General features: G+C 34.1%; 19 protein-coding genes. 18 read left to right on the plus strand and 1 reads right to left on the minus strand.

What is annotated here, in order from left to right:
- Window positions 1-148 precede the first annotated feature (148 nt).
- The 5 genes from H9L18_RS01750 to acpS all read left to right on the plus strand — a co-directional run bounded on the left by H9L18_RS01750 (window position 149) and on the right by acpS (window position 5,659).
- Window positions 149-925: a hypothetical protein gene (locus H9L18_RS01750; RefSeq protein ID WP_126793446.1), complete on the plus strand. Its 777-nt coding sequence runs from the start codon at window positions 149-151 to the stop codon at window positions 923-925.
- 131 nt (window positions 926-1,056) lie between these two features.
- A complete protein-coding gene (locus H9L18_RS01755) occupies window positions 1,057-2,109 on the plus strand; it encodes a D-alanine--D-alanine ligase (RefSeq protein WP_126793448.1) in 1,053 nt (350 codons plus the stop codon).
- Window positions 2,110-2,161: 52 nt separating this feature from the next.
- Window positions 2,162-3,532: a UDP-N-acetylmuramoyl-tripeptide--D-alanyl-D-alanine ligase gene (locus H9L18_RS01760; RefSeq protein ID WP_126793450.1), complete on the plus strand. Its 1,371-nt coding sequence runs from the start codon at window positions 2,162-2,164 to the stop codon at window positions 3,530-3,532.
- A 127-nt stretch (window positions 3,533-3,659) separates the two neighbouring features.
- Window positions 3,660-5,216, plus strand: a complete 1,557-nt coding sequence (gene cshA / locus H9L18_RS01765; protein ID WP_185847465.1) for a degradosome RNA helicase CshA — start codon at window positions 3,660-3,662, stop codon at window positions 5,214-5,216.
- Between the two features lie 89 nt (window positions 5,217-5,305).
- Complete coding sequence (gene acpS, locus H9L18_RS01770) at window positions 5,306-5,659, plus strand: holo-ACP synthase (protein WP_126793454.1); 354 nt, start codon at window positions 5,306-5,308, stop codon at window positions 5,657-5,659.
- Between the two features lie 62 nt (window positions 5,660-5,721).
- Here the strand turns inward: acpS and H9L18_RS01775 are convergent, their stop codons facing one another.
- Window positions 5,722-6,102, minus strand: coding sequence for a hypothetical protein (locus H9L18_RS01775; protein ID WP_126793456.1), 381 nt, complete (start codon window positions 6,100-6,102; stop codon window positions 5,722-5,724).
- A gap of 116 nt (window positions 6,103-6,218) precedes the next feature.
- Here H9L18_RS01775 and H9L18_RS01780 point away from each other — a divergent pair, with 116 nt between their 5' ends.
- From H9L18_RS01780 to rsgA, 13 genes are all read left to right on the plus strand, one after another.
- Window positions 6,219-7,919 (plus strand): patatin-like phospholipase family protein, encoded by a 1,701-nt coding sequence (locus H9L18_RS01780; protein ID WP_126793458.1) that lies wholly within the window; start codon window positions 6,219-6,221, stop codon window positions 7,917-7,919.
- 1 nt (window position 7,920) lies between these two features.
- Complete coding sequence (locus H9L18_RS01785) at window positions 7,921-8,139, plus strand: YdbC family protein (protein WP_126793460.1); 219 nt, start codon at window positions 7,921-7,923, stop codon at window positions 8,137-8,139.
- Between the two features lie 10 nt (window positions 8,140-8,149).
- A complete protein-coding gene (locus H9L18_RS01790) occupies window positions 8,150-9,034 on the plus strand; it encodes a YicC/YloC family endoribonuclease (RefSeq protein WP_126793462.1) in 885 nt (294 codons plus the stop codon).
- A 101-nt stretch (window positions 9,035-9,135) separates the two neighbouring features.
- Entirely contained in the window at window positions 9,136-9,750 is a 615-nt protein-coding gene (gene gmk, locus H9L18_RS01795) for a guanylate kinase (protein WP_126793464.1), read from the plus strand.
- On the plus strand, window positions 9,751-10,062 hold the full coding sequence (rpoZ, locus tag H9L18_RS01800; protein ID WP_126793467.1) for a DNA-directed RNA polymerase subunit omega: 312 nt from the start codon (window positions 9,751-9,753) through the stop codon (window positions 10,060-10,062).
- A gap of 74 nt (window positions 10,063-10,136) precedes the next feature.
- Window positions 10,137-10,514 (plus strand): cytidine deaminase family protein, encoded by a 378-nt coding sequence (locus H9L18_RS01805; protein WP_126793469.1) that lies wholly within the window; start codon window positions 10,137-10,139, stop codon window positions 10,512-10,514.
- Between the two features lie 152 nt (window positions 10,515-10,666).
- On the plus strand, window positions 10,667-13,087 hold the full coding sequence (gene priA / locus H9L18_RS01810) for a primosomal protein N' (RefSeq protein ID WP_126793471.1): 2,421 nt from the start codon (window positions 10,667-10,669) through the stop codon (window positions 13,085-13,087).
- Window positions 13,088-13,100: 13 nt separating this feature from the next.
- Window positions 13,101-13,592: a peptide deformylase gene (gene def / locus H9L18_RS01815; RefSeq protein WP_126793473.1), complete on the plus strand. Its 492-nt coding sequence runs from the start codon at window positions 13,101-13,103 to the stop codon at window positions 13,590-13,592.
- Complete coding sequence (fmt, locus tag H9L18_RS01820; RefSeq protein WP_126793475.1) at window positions 13,585-14,526, plus strand: methionyl-tRNA formyltransferase; 942 nt, start codon at window positions 13,585-13,587, stop codon at window positions 14,524-14,526. Before def ends, fmt begins: the two co-directional genes overlap by 8 nt.
- Complete coding sequence (rsmB, locus tag H9L18_RS01825) at window positions 14,519-15,889, plus strand: 16S rRNA (cytosine(967)-C(5))-methyltransferase RsmB (protein ID WP_126793477.1); 1,371 nt, start codon at window positions 14,519-14,521, stop codon at window positions 15,887-15,889. The genes fmt and rsmB overlap by 8 nt, the downstream gene beginning before the upstream one ends.
- A gap of 24 nt (window positions 15,890-15,913) precedes the next feature.
- Window positions 15,914-16,669, plus strand: a complete 756-nt coding sequence (locus H9L18_RS01830; RefSeq protein WP_126793479.1) for a Stp1/IreP family PP2C-type Ser/Thr phosphatase — start codon at window positions 15,914-15,916, stop codon at window positions 16,667-16,669.
- Window positions 16,666-18,534, plus strand: coding sequence for a Stk1 family PASTA domain-containing Ser/Thr kinase (gene pknB, locus H9L18_RS01835; protein WP_126793481.1), 1,869 nt, complete (start codon window positions 16,666-16,668; stop codon window positions 18,532-18,534). Before H9L18_RS01830 ends, pknB begins: the two co-directional genes overlap by 4 nt.
- Before the next feature lie 93 nt (window positions 18,535-18,627).
- Entirely contained in the window at window positions 18,628-19,509 is an 882-nt protein-coding gene (gene rsgA, locus H9L18_RS01840) for a ribosome small subunit-dependent GTPase A (protein ID WP_126793483.1), read from the plus strand.
- Window positions 19,510-19,523 lie beyond the last annotated feature (14 nt).

Genomic DNA, 19,523 nt, shown 5'->3' on the forward strand with positions numbered 1-19,523 from the left:
AGAATATTACATAAGTATTTCGTGAAAATCGATTTCTTGTTCTCTTATGTAATATAAATTTAATTTAAGATAACCCATTTAGGATTCAAATTTTTAAAATAAATGGTATAGTTATATTAACGAAGATATAGTAAGAGCGAGGTGAAAGGTGTTGCAAGATTATTTGTATATTCATTTAGATGCGATTAGTAATTCCATCTTATCAAAAGGAATGAGTCACGAAGATTTTAACCGTTATACAATTAATCGACCGGAAAACCTTCTTTTGCTGAATCAAAATGAACGAGAAGGCGAATATGAAACGCATACAGGGTTTCGTGTCATTCGAGGAATGGAAGAGGTTAATCAGTATTTTTCTCTAGTTGAGAGTCGTAGTCATAGAGAAATTAAATGGGTTGACTTTAATGAGTATGATGTTCTTAAACGTTTAACGCCCAATGAAATATCTGAATTATTGTACTTTGGGCACATGAAAACTCAGTTACGTTCCCCTTTCTTTTATCAACTTCAAAATAATTTTGCATTCTTTGAATTAAATCCAGAAACAATTAAAATTTACTACCGAAATATAGAAGATTTTTATCAGACATTATCTCAAAAGATAACTAATATTGTTTCAAGACAGGCAAGTGGACCTCGTACGTTTTTTAATCGGAAAACAGTGACGGTTAGTGAATTACCAAAAGATATGGTTAGTCATTTAAAAGGTGCTATGCAAGAGGGAATCGTTTTTAATTTTTCACAAGTCGGATTTGTTGATGATAAATATGTTGTGCCGATTCATGTGGTAGAAGATAATTTAAGAAAAGTAGATAACTATCATTTTAAGCAAGAAATAAAAATTGGTACATTGATTTATTCTCAAAAATCAAATGAATGGGAAATAGTAAAAGAAGAGTTTGAGTCAATTTTATTAAAGCAATAATTTAGGACTACTAGCCTTTGTGTTGACAAAATTGCCTAGTGGTCTTATTATTTTTATATTAAAAAGGCCAATTGGTTTTTTCAATAGAAATAAAGTATAATGAAGCTCTGACAAAGCTTAGGAGGACTAGCATGAAAATTACTCTGATTTACGGGGGAAAAAGCGCTGAGCACGATATCTCAATTTTATCAGCCTTTTCAATTTTAAACGCTATCTATTACAATTATTATGAAGTACAAATTGTATATATATCTAAAGATGGTCAATGGTTAAAAGGACCAATCTTTAATAAAGCTCCCGAATCAAAAGAGGTACTTAATTTAACTCTAAAAAATGCACAACCAATTTTACCAAGTGACATTAAAGAAGCTAATAGCGTTATTTTTCCAGTTTTACATGGACCTAATGGGGAAGATGGAACTGTTCAAGGTTTGTTTGAAGTATTAGGCATGCCTTATGTAGGTGCAGGAGTGCTAGCCAGTGCTTGTGCAATGGATAAAATTGTAGCAAAACAGTTATTTCAACAAGTAGGAATTCCTCAACTACCTTATGTATCAGTGATTAAACGTCATTACATGAACGAAAAAGAAGCTGTTCTTTCTGAGTGTGAAGGGACTTTAATTTATCCAATGTTTGTCAAACCTGCTAACTTAGGTTCAAGTGTTGGTATTAGTAAAGCTGAAACGAAAGAGGAATTAATTGAAGCGATTGAAAATGCCTTTAAATATGACCGCCGTGTAGTGGTAGAACAAGGGATTGAGGCAAGAGAATTAGAAGTGGCTGTTTTAGGAAACGATGAAGTCAGAACAACTGCTGCAGGAGAAATTGTAAAAGATGTCGCTTTTTATGATTATGAGTCAAAATATATTGATAACAAAGTAGATTTACAAGTTCCAGCAGACGTATCAGATGATGTTCATCTAAAAATGCAAGAATATGCTAAAAAAGCGTATATTGCTTTAGATGGAAGTGGACTAAGTCGTTGTGATTTCTTTTTAACAGCTAATAATGAAATCTTCTTAAATGAAGTAAATACATTACCAGGCTTTACGCAATTTAGCATGTATCCTTTACTTTGGGAGCATATGGGAATTAGCTACAGTGATTTATTAGAAGAGCTGATTCAACTTGCTAAATTACGTCATGAAAAGAAACAAGCCATTGAATTAGGTCAAATGAGCTAAGCTGAACAACCATGTTCAGCTTTTTTGTTGATTTTTTAAAGGAGAGGAAAAAATGAACTTAACGATAAAGGACATTTTTCAAGCGGTAGGCGGGAAAAATGAGGAGATATTACAAACGGAATTTTCAATTGAACAAGTAGAGTTTGATACAAGAAAAGTAGTTAATAATACATTGTTTATTCCTTTAAAAGGAAATAGAGACGGTCATGAGTTTATCGAACAAGCTTTTTCAATGGGAGCTTGTTTGACGTTATCAGATCGACCTTTGGAAGTGAATGTTCCTTATATCTTAGTTGAAGATACGCTAAAAGCATTTCAAGAGTTAGCCAAATTTTATTTGAAAAAAATAAATCCTAAAGTCTGTGCTATAACAGGAAGTAATGGAAAAACAACGACTAAAGATATGACTGCTTCAGTTTTAAGTACAACGTTTAAAACATATAAAACTCAAGGAAATTACAACAATGAAATTGGTTTACCTTACACGATCATGAGCATTGATGAGCAGGTGGAAGTGCTTGTTTTAGAGATGGGAATGGATCGTAAAGGTGATATCGAATTGTTAACTTCTATTGGGCAACCAGATGTGGCAGCAATCACTATGATTGGTGAGTCTCATATTGAGCACCTTGGCTCAAGAAGTGGCATTGCTTCAGCTAAAATGGAAATTGTTTCTGGTCTTAAAAAGGATGGAACTTTAATTGTTCCAGAGGATGAACCGCTACTTAAACCATTATTAAAAGAGGTAACTCAACAGGTTAAAACATTTGGTTTAACTGACGAGGGTGACTATCTAGGAGCTATTGTTGAAGAAACTAAAAATCATACAACATTTACTGTTAATCGATTTAAAGGAGAAGTCTTTAGTATTCCAGTTTTAGGAAAATACAATGTAGGTAACGCACTAATTGCGATGGCTGTAGGTGAAGCATTAGGTGTTCCAGTTGAAAATATCAAACAAGGTTTAGCGACATTTGATTTGACTAAAAATCGAACAGAATGGCTAGAGACGAAAAATGGTGTTCAAATCTTAAGTGATGTTTATAATGCGAATCCAACAGCGATGAAATTAGTCTTAGATTCTTTTTCAAAAATTAAGAGTCAGGGCCGAAAGATAGCTGTTTTAGGAGATATGTTAGAGCTTGGACCTGATTCAGGTAAGATGCACCAAAGTGTGGGAGCTCATATTGATCCATCACAAATTGATGTTGTTTATTTGTATGGCTCAGAAATGAAGCATTTGTATGCTGATTTAAAAGGGAAATATCCTGAAGAAAAATTAGCTATTTATGATACTTCAGAAAAAGAAGAGATGACAAAAGCAATTGGCCAAGAAATTAAGTCGTCTGATACTGTTTTTCTGAAAGCAAGTAACGGAATGGGATTAAAAGAGGTGGTGGACAATTTATTAAATAATCATTAATAGATGTAGTTCTATTGAGAATTTTAGTAGAATGTGATAGTATTACACGAATGCTCGTTTTCAATTTTTTTTCATAAAGAATGAGAGATGATTGACGACTGAGGCAGAGTTATTAGGAGGATATCATTTGAAATTTAGTGAATTAAAATTAGACAAACAGTTATTAAAGGCCATTGAAACTATTGGTTTTGAGGAAGCGACACCTATTCAAAGTGCAACGATACCATTGGCATTAGAAGGCAAAGATGTTATTGGACAAGCTCAAACAGGAACTGGTAAAACAGCGGCGTTTGGATTACCAATGCTTGAAAAGATAGATACAGAAAAAGCTGTGTTACAAGGTTTAGTTATTGCTCCCACAAGAGAATTAGCTATCCAAACACAAGAAGAAATTTATCGTTTAGGTAAAGATAAAAAAATTAAAGTTCAAGCCGTTTACGGTGGAGCTGACATTGGTCGTCAAATCCGCTCATTGAAAAATAAACCACATATTGTTGTGGGAACACCAGGTAGAATGCTTGATCACATTAACCGTCGCACATTAAAATTAGAAACAGTTGAAACTTTAGTTTTAGATGAAGCAGACGAAATGTTAAACATGGGATTCTTAGAAGATATTGAAGCAATTATCTCTAAAGTGCCTGAAGAAAGACAAACTTTATTATTCTCAGCAACAATGCCAGATAGTATTAAACGCATTGGTGTTAAGTTTATGAAAGAACCTGAACACGTTAAAATCAAAGCAAAAGAAATGACAGCAAACTTAATTGATCAATATTTTGTTCGTTGTAAAGAATTTGAAAAATTTGATATTATGACACGTTTATTTGACGTTCAAAACCCAGATTTAACAATCGTATTTGGCCGTACAAAACGTCGTGTAGATGAATTAGCTCGTGGATTAGAAATGCGTGGTTATAAAGCAGAAGGAATCCATGGTGATTTACCACAACATAAACGTATGAGCATCTTAAAAGCATTTAAAAATGATGAAATTGATATTTTAGTAGCGACAGATGTGGCTGCACGTGGATTAGATATTTCAGGTGTATCACATGTTTACAACTACGATATCCCTCAAGATCCAGAAAGCTACGTTCACCGTATTGGTCGTACTGGTCGTGCTGGTAAAGAAGGTATGTCAGTAACATTCGTTACACCAAACGAAATGAGCTACTTACATGTTATTGAAGATTTAACTAAGAAAAAAATGACACCACTTCGTCCACCTTCTAAAAAAGAAGCGATTGAAGGACAAATTGGTTCAGCTGTTGCTCAAATTAAAGATTTAATGGTTGAAAACGGCTTAGAGTCTTATCAAGATGCAGCAAGTGATTTGTTAGAAAGTTATTCAGCAGAAGATTTAGCTGCTTTATTAATTAAACAAATTGCTAAAGATGATGCATCAGAAGTACCAGTTAATATCACACCAGAACGCCCATTACCATCTCGTAAAGGTCGTGGTGGCGGTGGTCGCGGAGGAAACAACCGTGGTGGCCGTGGAAATTACCGTGGTAACAACAACCGTGGTGGTAACCGTGATAACAACCGTAAAAAAGAACAATACAACAAGAAAAAACGTACAGATAACAGCAAACCAGGTGAAAATCGTAAGCGTAGTAACAATAACAACGCTAATAAAGATAAATCTCGTGGATTTGTTATCCGTAACAACGCTAAATAGACTGTTTTAAAGCTAATACTTTTGGTATTAGCTTTTTTTATTGAAAATCTTTATAATAAATTTAGGAAGATTCGGTAAAGGAGAAAATTATGATAGCTGGTATTGGTGTCGATATTGTTGAACTTAAAAGAATGAAAGAAGTAATTGAAAAAAACGAAAAATTTATTGATCGTGTTTTAACGACAGAGGAGAGAAACCTTTTTGACCAGTTAGGAGAAAAACGCCAAGTTGAGTTTTTAGGAGGTCGTTTTGCATGCAAAGAGGCTTTTTCTAAAGCATACGGAACGGGTATTGGTAAAGTGAAATTAACAGATGTTGAGGTTCTAAGAGAAGAAAATGGTCGTCCTATAGTAACCAAATCTCCATTTGAAGGAAAAGTTCATGTTTCAATTTCTCATACGGAGATTATGGCAATAGCACAAATTATCTTAGAAAATGACTAAAGTGAAAGTTTGAATCATCAAAAAAAAGAGACTAGCCAATTAGCCAGTCTCTTAAAAAGTTTTTATTTTAAGTTAGGATTATTCCTAATAATTGAAATTTTTTTAATATTTTTTGCTGAAATCATTCGAACTTGGTTATCTTTTTGAAGTTTAATCACTAAAGAATCTGGGTTTGTCGCATGTTGATAAATGCGTCCCACCAATGTTTCAAAACGATTAGCAGCTTTTTCTTGTAAATCATCTCTATATTGAATTACAACAATACTTTTTTGTGTAATTGCTTGATTGATTTGTTGTAGGATTCGGTTTGATTGCTTTTCTTTTTCTGATTCTTCATCAATAAAAGAAGCAAAAAAACGTTGAGAAGAGCGAGAAATAAAACGTGTGAATTTCTTAACACTATTTTCAGATTCGGAATCTACAGACCTATTACTACTAACCATTGTTTCGCCTCCCTATGTTTCCTATTACTCATTATACGAATGGGGATAAGCTTAGTCAAATAAATAATAATAATATTTGTTTAAAGTTCTAATATTAACCAAAAGGAGTTGATTATTTGTTAAAAGAAATTTACCCTTCACATTTAAAAATGATATCTTTTGAAGGAGCAAAAGAATGGATACCGTTTTTCGGGTCAAATTCTCAAGCGCTAAAGGAACTCAGTGCCAATATGGTTCAATTAAAAGATACAGATGCTTTTTTTGGTTGGTATGAAAAGAACCAACTATTGTTTATTGTAGGTGTTACTTTTTATAAAGATGAAGTTCATGTAAATAACTTACTAAAAATGAGTAAAACGGTTAGAAATAAAGAGTATTATAATGGTTTAGTGGCCATTGCTAAAAGAAGATTTTTAAAAAAAATGGTATTGAAGTTAGCTAAACAACCTCTTCTAAAAGCTCAAGAACTTCACAAACTAGGTTTTAGTTATCAAGACGGAAGTGGATATGAATTAGAGATGTCCTATAATACCGGATTAGTTCTTGGTGGTGGAGGGGCTAAAGGAGCTTACCAAATAGGCGTATGGCACTGTTTAGAAGAACTTTCCATTGATTATACTATGATGAGTGGAACCTCTGTTGGAGCGTTAAATGGAGGGCTTATATTACAAGGTGAGTTGGAAGTAGCAGAAGAGATGTGGCAGTCTATTGCAACAGAAAAAATCCTTTCTTTACCTTTTGAAACATCAGATGAGTATACAATAAAGGAATTAATCAATAAACTTCAACTTTTGACTAAAACAGCTGTTCAATCTAAAGGCGTTAGCACAGAACCTTTATTAAATTTGATCAAAGAGTTGATGGATCCAGAAAAAATATTTAATAAGGAAAAAGAATTTTTTATTGCGACAACAGAAACACCGAGAATGGAAGAAAAGGTTGTTTCTTTAAAAGATATGACAGAAGAGACACTACCTCAGTGGCTACTTGCATCGTCTTCTTTTTTCCCAGCTATGGCAGCTTGCCAAATTGATGGTACTTATTATGTTGATGGTGGTTACAGAAATAATGTTCCACGAGACGTATTACTAAATCGCGGTGCGACAGAACTTTTAGTGATTGATGTCAATGGCCCAGGCATAACGAAACCTTACCATTTAGAAAATGGTGTAACAGAACTTATTTTTAGTAGTTCTTGGGGATTAGGAAATGTGTTATTATTTGATGGGAAGCGTTCTACTTGGAATATGAGATTAGGTTATTTAGAAGCAAAAAAACTATTAGGTGATTACAGTGGCCAAAGTTATACGTTTCCAAATAAAAATTTCAAAAAAGAATGCTTAGTATTAAGTCGTGAGTTTTTCTACTTTTTAAAGTTAATACCCAAATTTAATAATTGGTATAAGAAAAAAACAACTTTAAAAGAATGGGAATGGCTCCAAAAAAATCAAATTATACCAGAGTTTATCAGTTTAATATTATTAGAATCATTAGCTAAAAAATTAATGATTGATCCAACTCTTCTTTATACACTGGATGAGCTATCTCAGTTAGTTGTAAAAAAATTTCATGAAAAAGAAGAACTCGTTGGTGATGAGTTAAACCAGGCAATGATGTACTCCTTAGGTGAATGGTTGACGAAGTATGCGCAACAGAAATCTCCTATCTCGGAGTTTCAACAAATCGCTTCTTATTACCATTATTTTGGAGATGAAGCAGAAAGTCACCGAGATAGTTATGACTTATTATTGGATGTTTCTTGGAAAATTGGTTTAGAGGCACTGTTTTTAATGTTTTTAGAAAAGAGGAATAAATAAAATGGCACAAGAATTTTCTTATGAAATTGTAGAAGAAATTGTCGTCCTTTCAGAGAACCCAAAAGGATGGAGAAAAGAACTTAATTTAGTGAGTTGGAATGGGCGTCCACCAAAATTTGATTTAAGAGATTGGGCTCCAGATCATGAAAAAATGGGTAAAGGTGTTACTTTATCAAACGAAGAATTCAATGCTTTAAAAGAATCATTAAGTAAAATGTAGGTGATAAAAAATGAAAAGTATGACAGGGTATGGTAAAGGTAATTGCTCGAAAGAAAATTACCAAATAGTAGTTGAGATAAAATCAGTCAATCATCGGTTTTTAGATACACAAATCAGAATGCCAAGAGAATTTAACTCACTTGAAATGCCAATGAAAAATTGTGCTAAAAAATATTTAAGTCGAGGGCGAGTTGAGTGTTTTGTAACCATTCAAAAAGAGTCTGGTAGTGACCAAGATATTGCGATTAATTGGCATTTGATGGATCAATTAATGCTTGAATTAAACGAAGCTAAAGAGAGTCGATATAAAGGAAAGAAATTTTCACCTTCTAAAATAATGACTGGAGCTATTATGCATCCAGAATTATTTGAAGTTGTAGAAAAAAAAGAGGTAGACGAAGAGTTAGTAACAGATTTGATGGAAACTTTTGAAGAAGCTATTCAAGCTTTAGAAGAAAGCCGATTAGCAGAAGGAATGGAAATCAAAAAATACTTTGAAACCTATCAGCAAGAAATCAAAGATGCCGTTGTAATCATTAAAGAGCAGTCAGAGATGATTGAAAAAGATTACCAAGAAAAATTAGAGAAAAAAATGACAGATTTGATTGGTGACAAAGTAGATGAGAATCGTTTGTTGACAGAAGTAGCTCTTTTAATCGAGCGAGGAGATATTAATGAAGAATTAGACCGGTTAGAGATTCATGTCGGTAAATTAAATCAATTACTCGAAAAAGATGCTCCTGTTGGAAAAGAAATGGACTTTCTAATTCAAGAAATGAACCGAGAAGTTAACACAATCGGTTCTAAATCAACAACTATCGCCATCAAAGAACAGGTTGTTTTCTTAAAAACGGTGGTTGAAAAGATTAGAGAACAGGTTCAAAACATTGAATAAGTTCCTTTTTCTTTAAATTTTTATGAAATCTACCTTGCAAAATTTTCTTTCAGAGTGCATTATAGTAAATAAAACTAAAAAGTATGTGAAAGGAAGACAACATGTCAGAAAGAGGGTTATTAATCGTACTATCCGGACCATCAGGTGTTGGTAAGGGTACGGTCAGAAAAGCAATATTTGATAGTGAAGGCAATGAATTTGAATATTCAATCTCAATGACGACTCGTCAAATGAGAACTGGAGAGAAAGAAGGTGTGGATTACTTCTTTCGTTCAAGGGAAGAATTTGAAGAGTTGATTCAAACCGGAAAAATGTTAGAATATGCAGAGTACGTTGGCAATTACTACGGTACCCCTTTGGATTATGTGAATCAGACACTTGATTCAGGTAAGGATGTCTTTTTGGAAATAGAAGTTCAAGGAGCGATGAAAGTAAAAGAGAAAGTGCCAGATGGTGTTTTTATCTTTTTAACGCCTCCTGATTTTGATGAGTTAAAATCAAGAATTGTGAATCGTGGAACAGATGATATGGCTGTGATTGACGAAAGAATGAAAGTGGCTCGCGAAGAAGTTGATATGATGCGTCATTATGATTATGCAGTTGTTAATGATAAAGTAGATTTAGCTGTAGATCGTATAAAAAAAATAATTGAGAGCGAACATTACCGAGTAGATCGTGTGATTCATCGCTACGAAAAAATGTTAAAGGAGTTTTAAATTATGTTAACACCATCAATTGATAAGTTATTAGAACAAGTAGATTCAAAATATTCTTTGGTTATTTTATCAAGTAAACGTGCTCATGAATTAGATTTAGGAGCGCAACCAATGATTGAAGAAGATAAATTTGTTTCAGTGAAAAATGTTGGTCGTGGTTTAGAAGAAATCGCAAATGGTGATGTAGTGATTGATCCAAACCCAGAATTAAAAAGAGAATTATTAAAACGCCAAGAAGAAGAAAGAAAAGCAAACAAACGTCGTGAGCATCAAGAATTAGAAGCTCGCATTCAAATGGATCGCAAAATGTAATAATAAAGGAGAGTTTGAAACACTTGTTTCACTCTCTTTTTTAGTAAATGTTAATTAAAGAGGTGATAAAGACAATGTTTGATAAACTAAAAAAAGAAGCAACTCGTGTCATTAATCCTAAGCAATATTCTGACTATGCAGAAGGTGGTCAAGTTGCAGCTGCTATAGAAACTTCTGATGGCAATATTTATACGGGAATTTGTATCGATACAGCTTGCTCTATGGGATTTTGTGCCGAGCATGCAGCGGCGGCAGACATGTTGAAGCACGGAGAGACGCATGTTGTTCGATTAGTTGCAGTAGATACTAAGGGAGAATTTTTAGCACCTTGTGGTAGATGTCGTGAGTTTTTATCTCAACTAGATGAACGTAATGTGGAGATGGAAATTGCCCTAGGAGAAAATAATATTTATACGTTGAAAGACTTATTGCCTTTTGATTGGAAAAAATAAAAATTGGAAAAAGAACTCAATTTTAAGCAAATAAAAAGCTGAAAAGGTTCTTTTTTTGTTGTTCTAATTTGTTAAGAGTTATTTACTAGATTGAAACAGACAAAGAGGCAAAATTTTAGTACAATAAGACAGATGAGAAAGGATGAGATGTGATGCCATTTATAGCAGATGTGATTGTTGATGTTCCTGCCATGCAGACAGATCAACCTTTTAGTTATGCCATTCCTGAATCGTTAACAGAATTAATAGAAATAGGTATGCGTGTAGAAGTTCCTTTTGGTAATGGGAATCGTCATATTCAAGGTTTTATAGTTGGTTTAACAGAACTTGATATTATGCCAAATGATTTGAAACCAATTATTAATGTCTTGGACTTACATCCTGTTTTAAATGAAGAGCTTTTAGAGTTGGCAGATGAAATGAAAGAAACCACCTATTCGTTTAAAATTACGTGTCTTCAAACAATGTTACCAAGTGTGATGCGTTCTAGTTATAAAAAGTATGTCACTTTACTAGATAATAATTTACCTGAGAAGATAACGGATGAGTTGTTTTTAGGTTTAGGTGAAATTGAATGGGACATTGCTAAAGAATCTCCTCATTTCTCAGAACTTTTAGAGTTAAGACGAGATGGAAAAGTAGACATTCGTTATGAAGTAACAACGAAGAATAAAGTTAAAACTAAACGTGTCATAAAAAAAGCATTAGAAAACTCAGAGTTGTTACTTGAAAAAGAAAAAACAAGAAAAAATGCGACACAAAAACATCGTTTACTTGATTTTTTAATGGAAATTGATGAGTCTGAGTTTAGTATCAAAGAATTACTTGAAACACATGATATTACTCGTCCAACTATTAATGAAGGGCATAAATCTGGTTGGTTAACGATTGAAGAAAGAGAAGTTTACCGAAATCCTTATGCTCACCACCAGTTTAAGAAAGATACACCATTGAAATTAAATGAAGAACAACAGCTTGCTTTAGATAAAATGAAAGTTTCGATGGATCAAGAAAAATCAGATGTCTTTCTTTTAGAAGGTGTAACAGGTAGCGGGAAAACGGAAGTTTATTTACAAGCAATAGCTCATGTCTTAGAAAAAAATCAGACGGCGATTATGTTAGTACCTGAAATTTCGTTAACACCTCAAACAGTGACTCGTTTTAAAAAGCGTTTTGGAGATGATGTAGCTGTTTTACATAGTGGGTTATCTCAAGGGGAAAAATACGATGAATGGCGAAAAATCGAAAGAAAAGAAGCTAGAGTTGTAGTTGGAGCGAGATCAGCTATTTTTGCACCGCTTGAAAATATTGGTTTAATAGTGATTGATGAAGAACATGAAGGTAGTTATAAACAGGATGAAACGCCTCGTTATCATGCAAAGGATTTGGCTATTTGGCGTGGAAAATACCATCATTGTCCTGTTCTTTTAGGAAGTGCAACACCTTCTTTAGAAGCAAGAGCAAGAGCTCAAAAAAAAGTGTACCAACTATTAACATTAACTGAACGTGCGGTGTCTAAAGCAATGTTGCCACAAATCGATATTATTGATATGAAAGAAGAGATGAAACAATCTCTGACAACTACTTTTTCTAGCACTCTTCTTGAAAAGTTAAAGAGTGGCATAGCCAAAAAAGAACAGTCTGTTTTAATGTTAAATAGACGGGGTTATTCTTCTTTTGTGATGTGTCGCGATTGTGGCTATGTTTTGCCATGTCCTAATTGTGATATCTCTTTAACCCTTCATATGGATACCAAACAAATGAAGTGTCATTATTGCGGTCACGAAGAGCGCATTCCATATCGTTGTCCAGTTTGTGACGGTGACAAGATTCGTTATTATGGAACAGGGACACAAAAAGTTGAGGAAGAATTAAAAGAATTGCTTCCAGAAGCAAGAGTGATTCGAATGGATGTCGATACAACTCGTAGAAAAGGAAGTCATGAAAAATTATTAGCTCAATTTGGTAATCAAGAGGCAGATATCTTACTCGGTACTCAAATGATTGCTAAAGGATTGGATTTTCCAAATGTTACGCTAGTGGGCGTTTTAAATGCTGATACAGCTTTAAACTTGCCTGATTTTAGATCAAGTGAAAAAACATTTCAGTTATTAACCCAGGTAAGTGGGCGAGCAGGGCGTGGCGAAAAAGCTGGTGAGGTGATTATTCAAACCTTTAACCCTGAACATTATGCAATTGAGTTAGCTAAAGCACAAGATTATGAAGCTTTCTACCAACAAGAAATGAGATTACGCCATCAAGGGAACTATCCTCCTTTTTATTTTACTGCTCAGTTAGTCGTGAGTCATGAAGAAGAACATCTAGCTGCTAAGAAAATGTATGAAATTGTTGCTTTTTTAAAGAAATATTTATCAGAAGGTGCTATTCTTTTAGGACCAACGCCAAAATCTGTAGCTAGAATTAATAAACGTTATTATTACCAAACAGTTATTAAATATAAAAATGAACCTAATTTGTCAAATGGCTTGAAAATCATTTTAGAAGAATCTCAAAAAGAAATACGAAACGGTCTTCGAATTACGATTGATATGGAGCCACAGCATTTTATTTAGAAAGGACAAAAATGTGAAAAAAATAGTATTATATCCCAATAAAGTTTTAACAACACCAACTAAAAAGGTGACACATATTGATGATGAAATCATTGATTTATTAGATGATATGTATCAAGTGATTAAAGCAAAAGATGCTATCGGTTTAGCAGCTAATCAAGTGGGTGTTTCAAAAAGTGTTATTGTCATTGAATTAGATGAGGAAACAGGTCTATTTGAAATGATCAATCCAGAAATTATTGCTTCATCAGGTAAATCAATTGATGTGGAAGGTTGTTTAAGTTTTCCAGACGTATATGGAACAGTTGAAAGATATGAAGAAGTGACTGTGCGTTATGTTGATAGAGAAGGTTATGAAATGGAAGTTGATGCAACAGGTTATCTAGCAAGAGCCTTCCAACATGAGATGGAGCATTTAAGAGGAGAATTGTTTACAGATAGCATTATTGAAACAATCGAACCAGATAATTTAGTAGCGTATATGGAGGAACATGGTTATGACTAAAATAATATTTATGGGGACACCAGGCTTTTCAGTACCAATTTTAGATGGATTAGTAGAAGCAGGTTATGAGGTATTACGTGTAGTAACACAACCAGACCGCCCAGTTGGACGAAAAAAAATTCTAACACCGCCTCCTGTAAAAGAAGCAGCGTTAAAACACAATATTAAAGTGTTACAACCAGAAAAAATAAGTGGTTCAGCTGAGATGGATGAAATTATGACATTAGGAGCAGATTTAATTGTCACAGCAGCATTTGGTCAATTTTTACCAGAAAGCTTATTGGAGAGCCCACGTTTAGGAGCTATTAACGTACACGCTTCTTTACTGCCTAAGTATCGAGGTGGAGCACCTGTTCATTACTCCATTATTAATGGAGATGACAAAACAGGTGTTACTATCATGCGTATGATTAAAAAAATGGACGCAGGAGCTATTTTAACTCAAGAATCATTACCGATTGAGAAAACAGATGATGTAGGTAGCATGTTTGAAAAATTAAGCTTACTAGGTAAAAAAATGTTACTTGAAATGTTACCAGACTTTTTAGAAGGTAAAATAAAAGATACACCTCAAGAAGAATCTCAAGTAACTTATTCACCTAATATTACTCGTGAAGAAGAGCAAATAGATTGGCAAAAGACAAGTAGACTTGTCGACTCTCAAGTAAGAGGTATGCGCCCGTGGCCAGTAGCTTACACGATGTATCAAGATAGTCGTGTTAAAATCTGGGATACTATGGTTTTAGAAGAAACAACAACTGAAAAACCTGGAACGATTATCCAAATTAATAAAAAGAATTTTTGGGTAGCTTGTGGTGAAGGTACGGTGTTACAAATCAATGATTTACAACCAGCAGGAAAAGGCCGCCTAAAAGCAGTTGAGTACTTAAATGGTGTAGGTCGTGAAATGGAAGTAGGCAATCATTTTGAATAAGAACCGAAAATTACCAAGAAAAGTTTATGAATCACCTCGTTTAGCAGCCTTGGAATTATTGACCCAAGTCTCTGAACAAGATGCGTATTCTAACTTATTGGTTAAAGAATATATTAGTAAGCACCGTTTGTCTGAAAAAGACGGTAGGCTAATGACCGAAATTGTTTATGGAACAATCAGTCGAAAAATGACATTAGAATATGGCTTAACTGATTTTGTTGAAGATACCTCTAAAATTGAAAACTGGGTGAAGTATTTACTTCTTTTATCGATGTATCAAATGGAGTATTTAGATAAAGTTCCTGTCTATAGTGCCATTGATGAGGCAGTTGAAATTGCTAAAGCAAAAGGTAATCCAGGAATTGGTCGTTATGTTAATGGCGTTTTGAGAAACATTCAAAGAAAAGGTCCACGACCAACTGATGAGATTAAAAATAAGCTCAAACGATTATCAACAGAAATCAGTATTCCTAAATGGTTAACTAAAAAATTAGTTGATGATATTGGTTATGATGAAACAAAAGAACTAGGAGAATCATTACTTTTACCAAGTAAAGCCAGTGCACGAGTTGATACAAATCAGTTGTCACGAGAAGAGGCGATTGAACAGTTAGAAGAAGAAGGCATTTTTGCAGAAAAAAGTGTTGTTTCGCCTTACGGAATTGTTGCTAAAAAAGGTTTTTTAGCTGGAAGTAACCTTTTTAAAAAAGGGCTTATCACAGTGCAAGATGAGAGCTCGATGTTAGTTGCACCAAGTATGCAGATTGAAAAAAATCATCATATTTTAGATGCCTGTGCTGCTCCTGGTGGAAAAACAGTTCATATGGCTAGTTTTTTAGATTCAGAAGAAGGTGGTAAAATTACTGCTCTTGATATTTATGACCATAAAATTAATCTAATTAATGAAAATGCTGAGAGACTAGGTGTTTCTTCTGTTATTGAAACTAAAAAAATGGATGCAAGAGAAGTTGCAACTACCTTTGAAGATGACACGTTTGACCGCATTTTAGTTGATGCTCCTTGTTCTGGTTTAGGACTACTAAGGAGAAAACCAGACATAAAATACAGCAAAAGAACAGAAGATATCCTAGAGTTACAGCAGATTCAGTCAGAAATATTAGAAAGTGTTGTTACAAAAGTAAAGGTATGGGGTATAATAACCTATAGTACGTGTACAATTACTTCAGAGGAAAATAAAGAAGTGATAGACCAATTTTTGGAAAAACATCCCAACTTTGAAAAAATTGATGTGATAGGCTCAGAATCTATTTCAAAGAGCTACCAAGATAAAATGTTACAAATTTATCCACATCATTATCAGACAGATGGATTTTTCATTTGCTGTTTGAGAAGAAAAGCTTAGTTGGCCGAACAAAGGAGTGAAATCATGAAAATTGAATTCCAGACGAATGTAGGACGCAAAAGGAAAAGTAACCAAGATACAGTAGGCGTATATAAAAATCAATCAGGTGTTGTGATAGGAATTGTCGCTGATGGCATGGGTGGACATCAAGCAGGAGATACAGCGAGTTTTTTAGCAGTAACTGGACTTGGAAAAGCTTGGGAAGAAACAAGCTTGAAAAAACAAGATGAAGTTGCTAGATTCCTTGTATCAGCTATCCAACGAGAAAACCAAGTGATTTACAATGAAGGAAGTAATAATCCAGAAAAATATGGCATGGGAACGACTGTGGTATTAACAGCGTTACTTGGTGATCAAATTTTGTTAGCTCATGTGGGGGATAGTCGTGCATATATTATTCGAGATAGTGCGATTAGACAATTGACAGATGATCATTCTTTAGTAAATGAATTAGTTAAAACAGGAGAAATCACTTCAGATATGGCTGCCAAACATCCGAAGAAGAATATTTTAGTTCGTTCAGTGGGTGTTCCAGGAGAAGTTGAAGTTGATTTATCAGTGGTTTCTATCGTTGAAAATGACCATTTATTACTCTGTTCTGATGGCTTGAGCAACATGTTATCAGATGGTGAGATTAAACGGATTGTGCAACAACCACTTCCGTTAAAAGAAAGAGTGGATCAATTGATTTTTGAAGCAAATGAAGCTGGGGGAACAGATAATATTACAGCTTTATTGATAGAGTTTACGTCTCCAAATAAGGAGGACCATGAGGCATGATAAAAATAGGTACCAAAATAGGCGAACGCTATGAAATTATCGGCAATATCGGTAGTGGTGGCATGGCTAATGTTTATTTAGCAACGGATTTAATTTTAAACCGTGAAGTAGCAGTAAAAGTGTTGCGATTTGACTTTCAAAATGACCAAGATGCTATTCGACGTTTTCAAAGAGAGGCATTAGCTGCAACAGAGATGGTTCATCCAAATATTGTAAGTGTTTATGATGTTGGAGAAGAAAATGGTATGCAATATATTGTTATGGAGTATGTTAAAGGAACAGACTTAAAACAGTATATTAGAAATCAAAAAAATATCCCTTTGAATGTTGTTGTAGATATTATGGGTCAAGTTTTATCTGCTATCTCTTTAGCTCATCAACATCGAATTATTCACCGTGATTTAAAACCACAAAATATTTTAGTCAATGAAGATGGTACAGCTAAAATTACGGATTTTGGTATCGCTATTGCATTATCAGAAACATCGATTACCCAAACGAATACCTTGTTAGGTTCTGTTCACTATTTATCACCTGAACAGGCAAGGGGTGGAATGGCAACGCGTCAATCAGATATTTATGCACTAGGAATTATTTTGTATGAATTATTGACTGGTGCAGTTCCTTTTGAAGGAGAGTCAGCTGTATCTATCGCACTGAAGCATTTTCAAAAAGAAATGCCTTCAGTTAGAGATACCAACCCAAATATTCCACAACCGTTAGAAAATGTGGTGTTACGAGCAACAGCTAAAGAAACGGCTGATCGTTATGCAACTGTAGATGATATGTTTGCTGATTTAAAAACAGCACTTAGCCCTGAAAGAGCAAATGAAGCTCCTTTTGAACCAACAGCTATGATGGATGAAACAATCATGCTTGATCCCATTGATGAAAGTTATGTACCAAATCAAGGGCCACAAGAAATGGTTAAGAAGTCTTCTTTACCAGACTTAGATGATGACGATGATGATGAATTAGATGATGTGAAGAAAAAATCAAAACGTAAGATGAAAATTTTCTTTATTGTTTTAGGCATAATTCTTCTTTTATCAGGGGGACTTTTTGCATTAGGTCGTAAAGGCGGCGATGTGGAAATTCCTGATGTCACTGGAAAATCAGAAACAGAGGCTATTATGATTCTTCAAGAGAAGAAGATTAAGGTTGGTAAAACGAAAAAAGTTAGTGACAATAAAGTTGAAAAAGATATGGTCGTAAAAACAGACCCACCAGTTGGCACTTCTGTTAAAAAAGATAAAGGTGAAGTGACTCTTTACATTAGCTCAGGTAAAAAAGCTATCAAAATGAAGGATTATACAGATGAAGATGTAATTGATGCTAAGGATGATCTACTCAGTAAAGGTTTCAAGGATGAAAATATTAAAATTAAAAAAGAACATTCTGACACACATAAAGCTAATAAAGTTATCAAACAAACACCAAAGGCAAATCGTGATGTGACGCCAGAAGAGGCTGAAGTAACTCTTTTTGTTAGTGATGGTGCCAAAACGTTTGCTCTGGATAATATGACCGGTTTTACAAGAGAACAAGCAATGAGCTATTTAGATGGTGAAGGCTTAGTATTTATTGATGGCGGCTCAGAGTATTCAGATAATGTTACAGCAGGTAATGTTTCTTATGCTTATCCAAGAAGTGGTAGCTCTAGTCGGGTGAAAAAAGGTGATGAAATTGTTGTGATTTTCTCTGCAGGACAAAAACCAGCACCAACTTCGTCAACAAGTAGCTCAACATCTACGTCTACAACTACATCAGAAACAACTCCTCCAGAGACATCAACAAGTACGGAGGACACTGATTCAACAGTAGATAGCGCTCAAGATCAAAATAATGATGAACACAATAGTTAGAAAGAGAATCTTTTGATTTCTCTTTCTTTTTTTGTTTTGAGTTGTGTTACAATAAAAGGCATAGAAGACAAGATAATTAAAAGGAGGGGCACTATGCCAAAAGGGCAAATAAGAAAGGCTTTAAGCGGTTTTTACTATGTTTATCATGAAGGGAAAACGTATCAAACAAGAGCTCGTGGAAACTTTAGAAACCGAAATATTACTCCCTTAGTCGGCGATTGGGTAACGTTTGAAAGTACGAATATGACAGATGGTTATGTACTTGAAGTTTTAGAAAGAAATAATGAGCTTATCAGACCACCTGTAGCTAATATTGATTTGGGTGTTGTTGTAACAAGTTGTATAGAACCTAATTTTTCTTATAACTTGTTAGACCGATTTTTAGTCACTCTAGAATCAAAAAGAATTAAACCAATTATTTATATAACAAAACTTGATATCGCACCTATTGAAGTCAAAGAAGAGATGGAAAAGGTAAGGAGTTATTATGAATCTGTAGGGTATCCAGTTTTATTTTCTGAAGGTGGTAAAAAAGAACAGTTAACTGATTTTTTCAAAAATAATTTAACTGTTTTTATGGGGCAATCAGGTGCTGGTAAATCAACACTTTTAAATACAATTGCACCGAGCTTAGAATTGGAGGTCGGTGAAATTTCAGAGGCATTAGGACGTGGAAAACATACGACACGTCATGTTGAATTATTAGAATTAAATGGTGGACTAGTAGCAGATACTCCTGGTTTTAGCTCGATTGAGTTTTTAGAAATTGAGATAGATGACTTACCCAAAGAATTCCCTGAATTTTTAGAGGCTTCTGCTTTTTGTAAGTTTAGAGAATGTAAACATCATAAAGAACCAAAATGTGAAGTGAAACATCGTGTTGAAACGGGTGAAATCCTTCAATCAAGGTATGATAATTATTTACAATTCGCAGAAGAAGTGAAAGCAAGAAAACCTAAATACAATAAAAAATAAAAGTGAGGAAGATA

The sequence above is a fragment of the Vagococcus carniphilus genome, assembly GCF_014397115.1.
GTDB lineage: Bacteria > Bacillota > Bacilli > Lactobacillales > Vagococcaceae > Vagococcus > Vagococcus carniphilus.

Excerpts from the sequence above, each read along its gene's own strand:
- H9L18_RS01755 (WP_126793448.1), top strand. The coding sequence starts at position 1,057 with ATGAAAATTACTCTGATTTACGGGGGAAAAAGCGCTGAGCACGATATC.
- H9L18_RS01760 (WP_126793450.1), top strand. The coding sequence starts at position 2,162 with ATGAACTTAACGATAAAGGACATTTTTCAAGCGGTAGGCGGGAAAAAT.
- acpS (WP_126793454.1), top strand. The coding sequence starts at position 5,306 with ATGATAGCTGGTATTGGTGTCGATATTGTTGAACTTAAAAGAATGAAA.
- H9L18_RS01775 (WP_126793456.1), bottom strand. The coding sequence starts at position 6,102 with ATGGTTAGTAGTAATAGGTCTGTAGATTCCGAATCTGAAAATAGTGTT.
- H9L18_RS01785 (WP_126793460.1), top strand. The coding sequence starts at position 7,921 with ATGGCACAAGAATTTTCTTATGAAATTGTAGAAGAAATTGTCGTCCTT.
- H9L18_RS01790 (WP_126793462.1), top strand. The coding sequence starts at position 8,150 with ATGAAAAGTATGACAGGGTATGGTAAAGGTAATTGCTCGAAAGAAAAT.
- gmk (WP_126793464.1), top strand. The coding sequence starts at position 9,136 with ATGTCAGAAAGAGGGTTATTAATCGTACTATCCGGACCATCAGGTGTT.
- H9L18_RS01805 (WP_126793469.1), top strand. The coding sequence starts at position 10,137 with ATGTTTGATAAACTAAAAAAAGAAGCAACTCGTGTCATTAATCCTAAG.
- priA (WP_126793471.1), top strand. The coding sequence starts at position 10,667 with ATGCCATTTATAGCAGATGTGATTGTTGATGTTCCTGCCATGCAGACA.
- fmt (WP_126793475.1), top strand. The coding sequence starts at position 13,585 with ATGACTAAAATAATATTTATGGGGACACCAGGCTTTTCAGTACCAATT.
- H9L18_RS01830 (WP_126793479.1), top strand. The coding sequence starts at position 15,914 with ATGAAAATTGAATTCCAGACGAATGTAGGACGCAAAAGGAAAAGTAAC.
- pknB (WP_126793481.1), top strand. The coding sequence starts at position 16,666 with ATGATAAAAATAGGTACCAAAATAGGCGAACGCTATGAAATTATCGGC.
- rsgA (WP_126793483.1), top strand. The coding sequence starts at position 18,628 with ATGCCAAAAGGGCAAATAAGAAAGGCTTTAAGCGGTTTTTACTATGTT.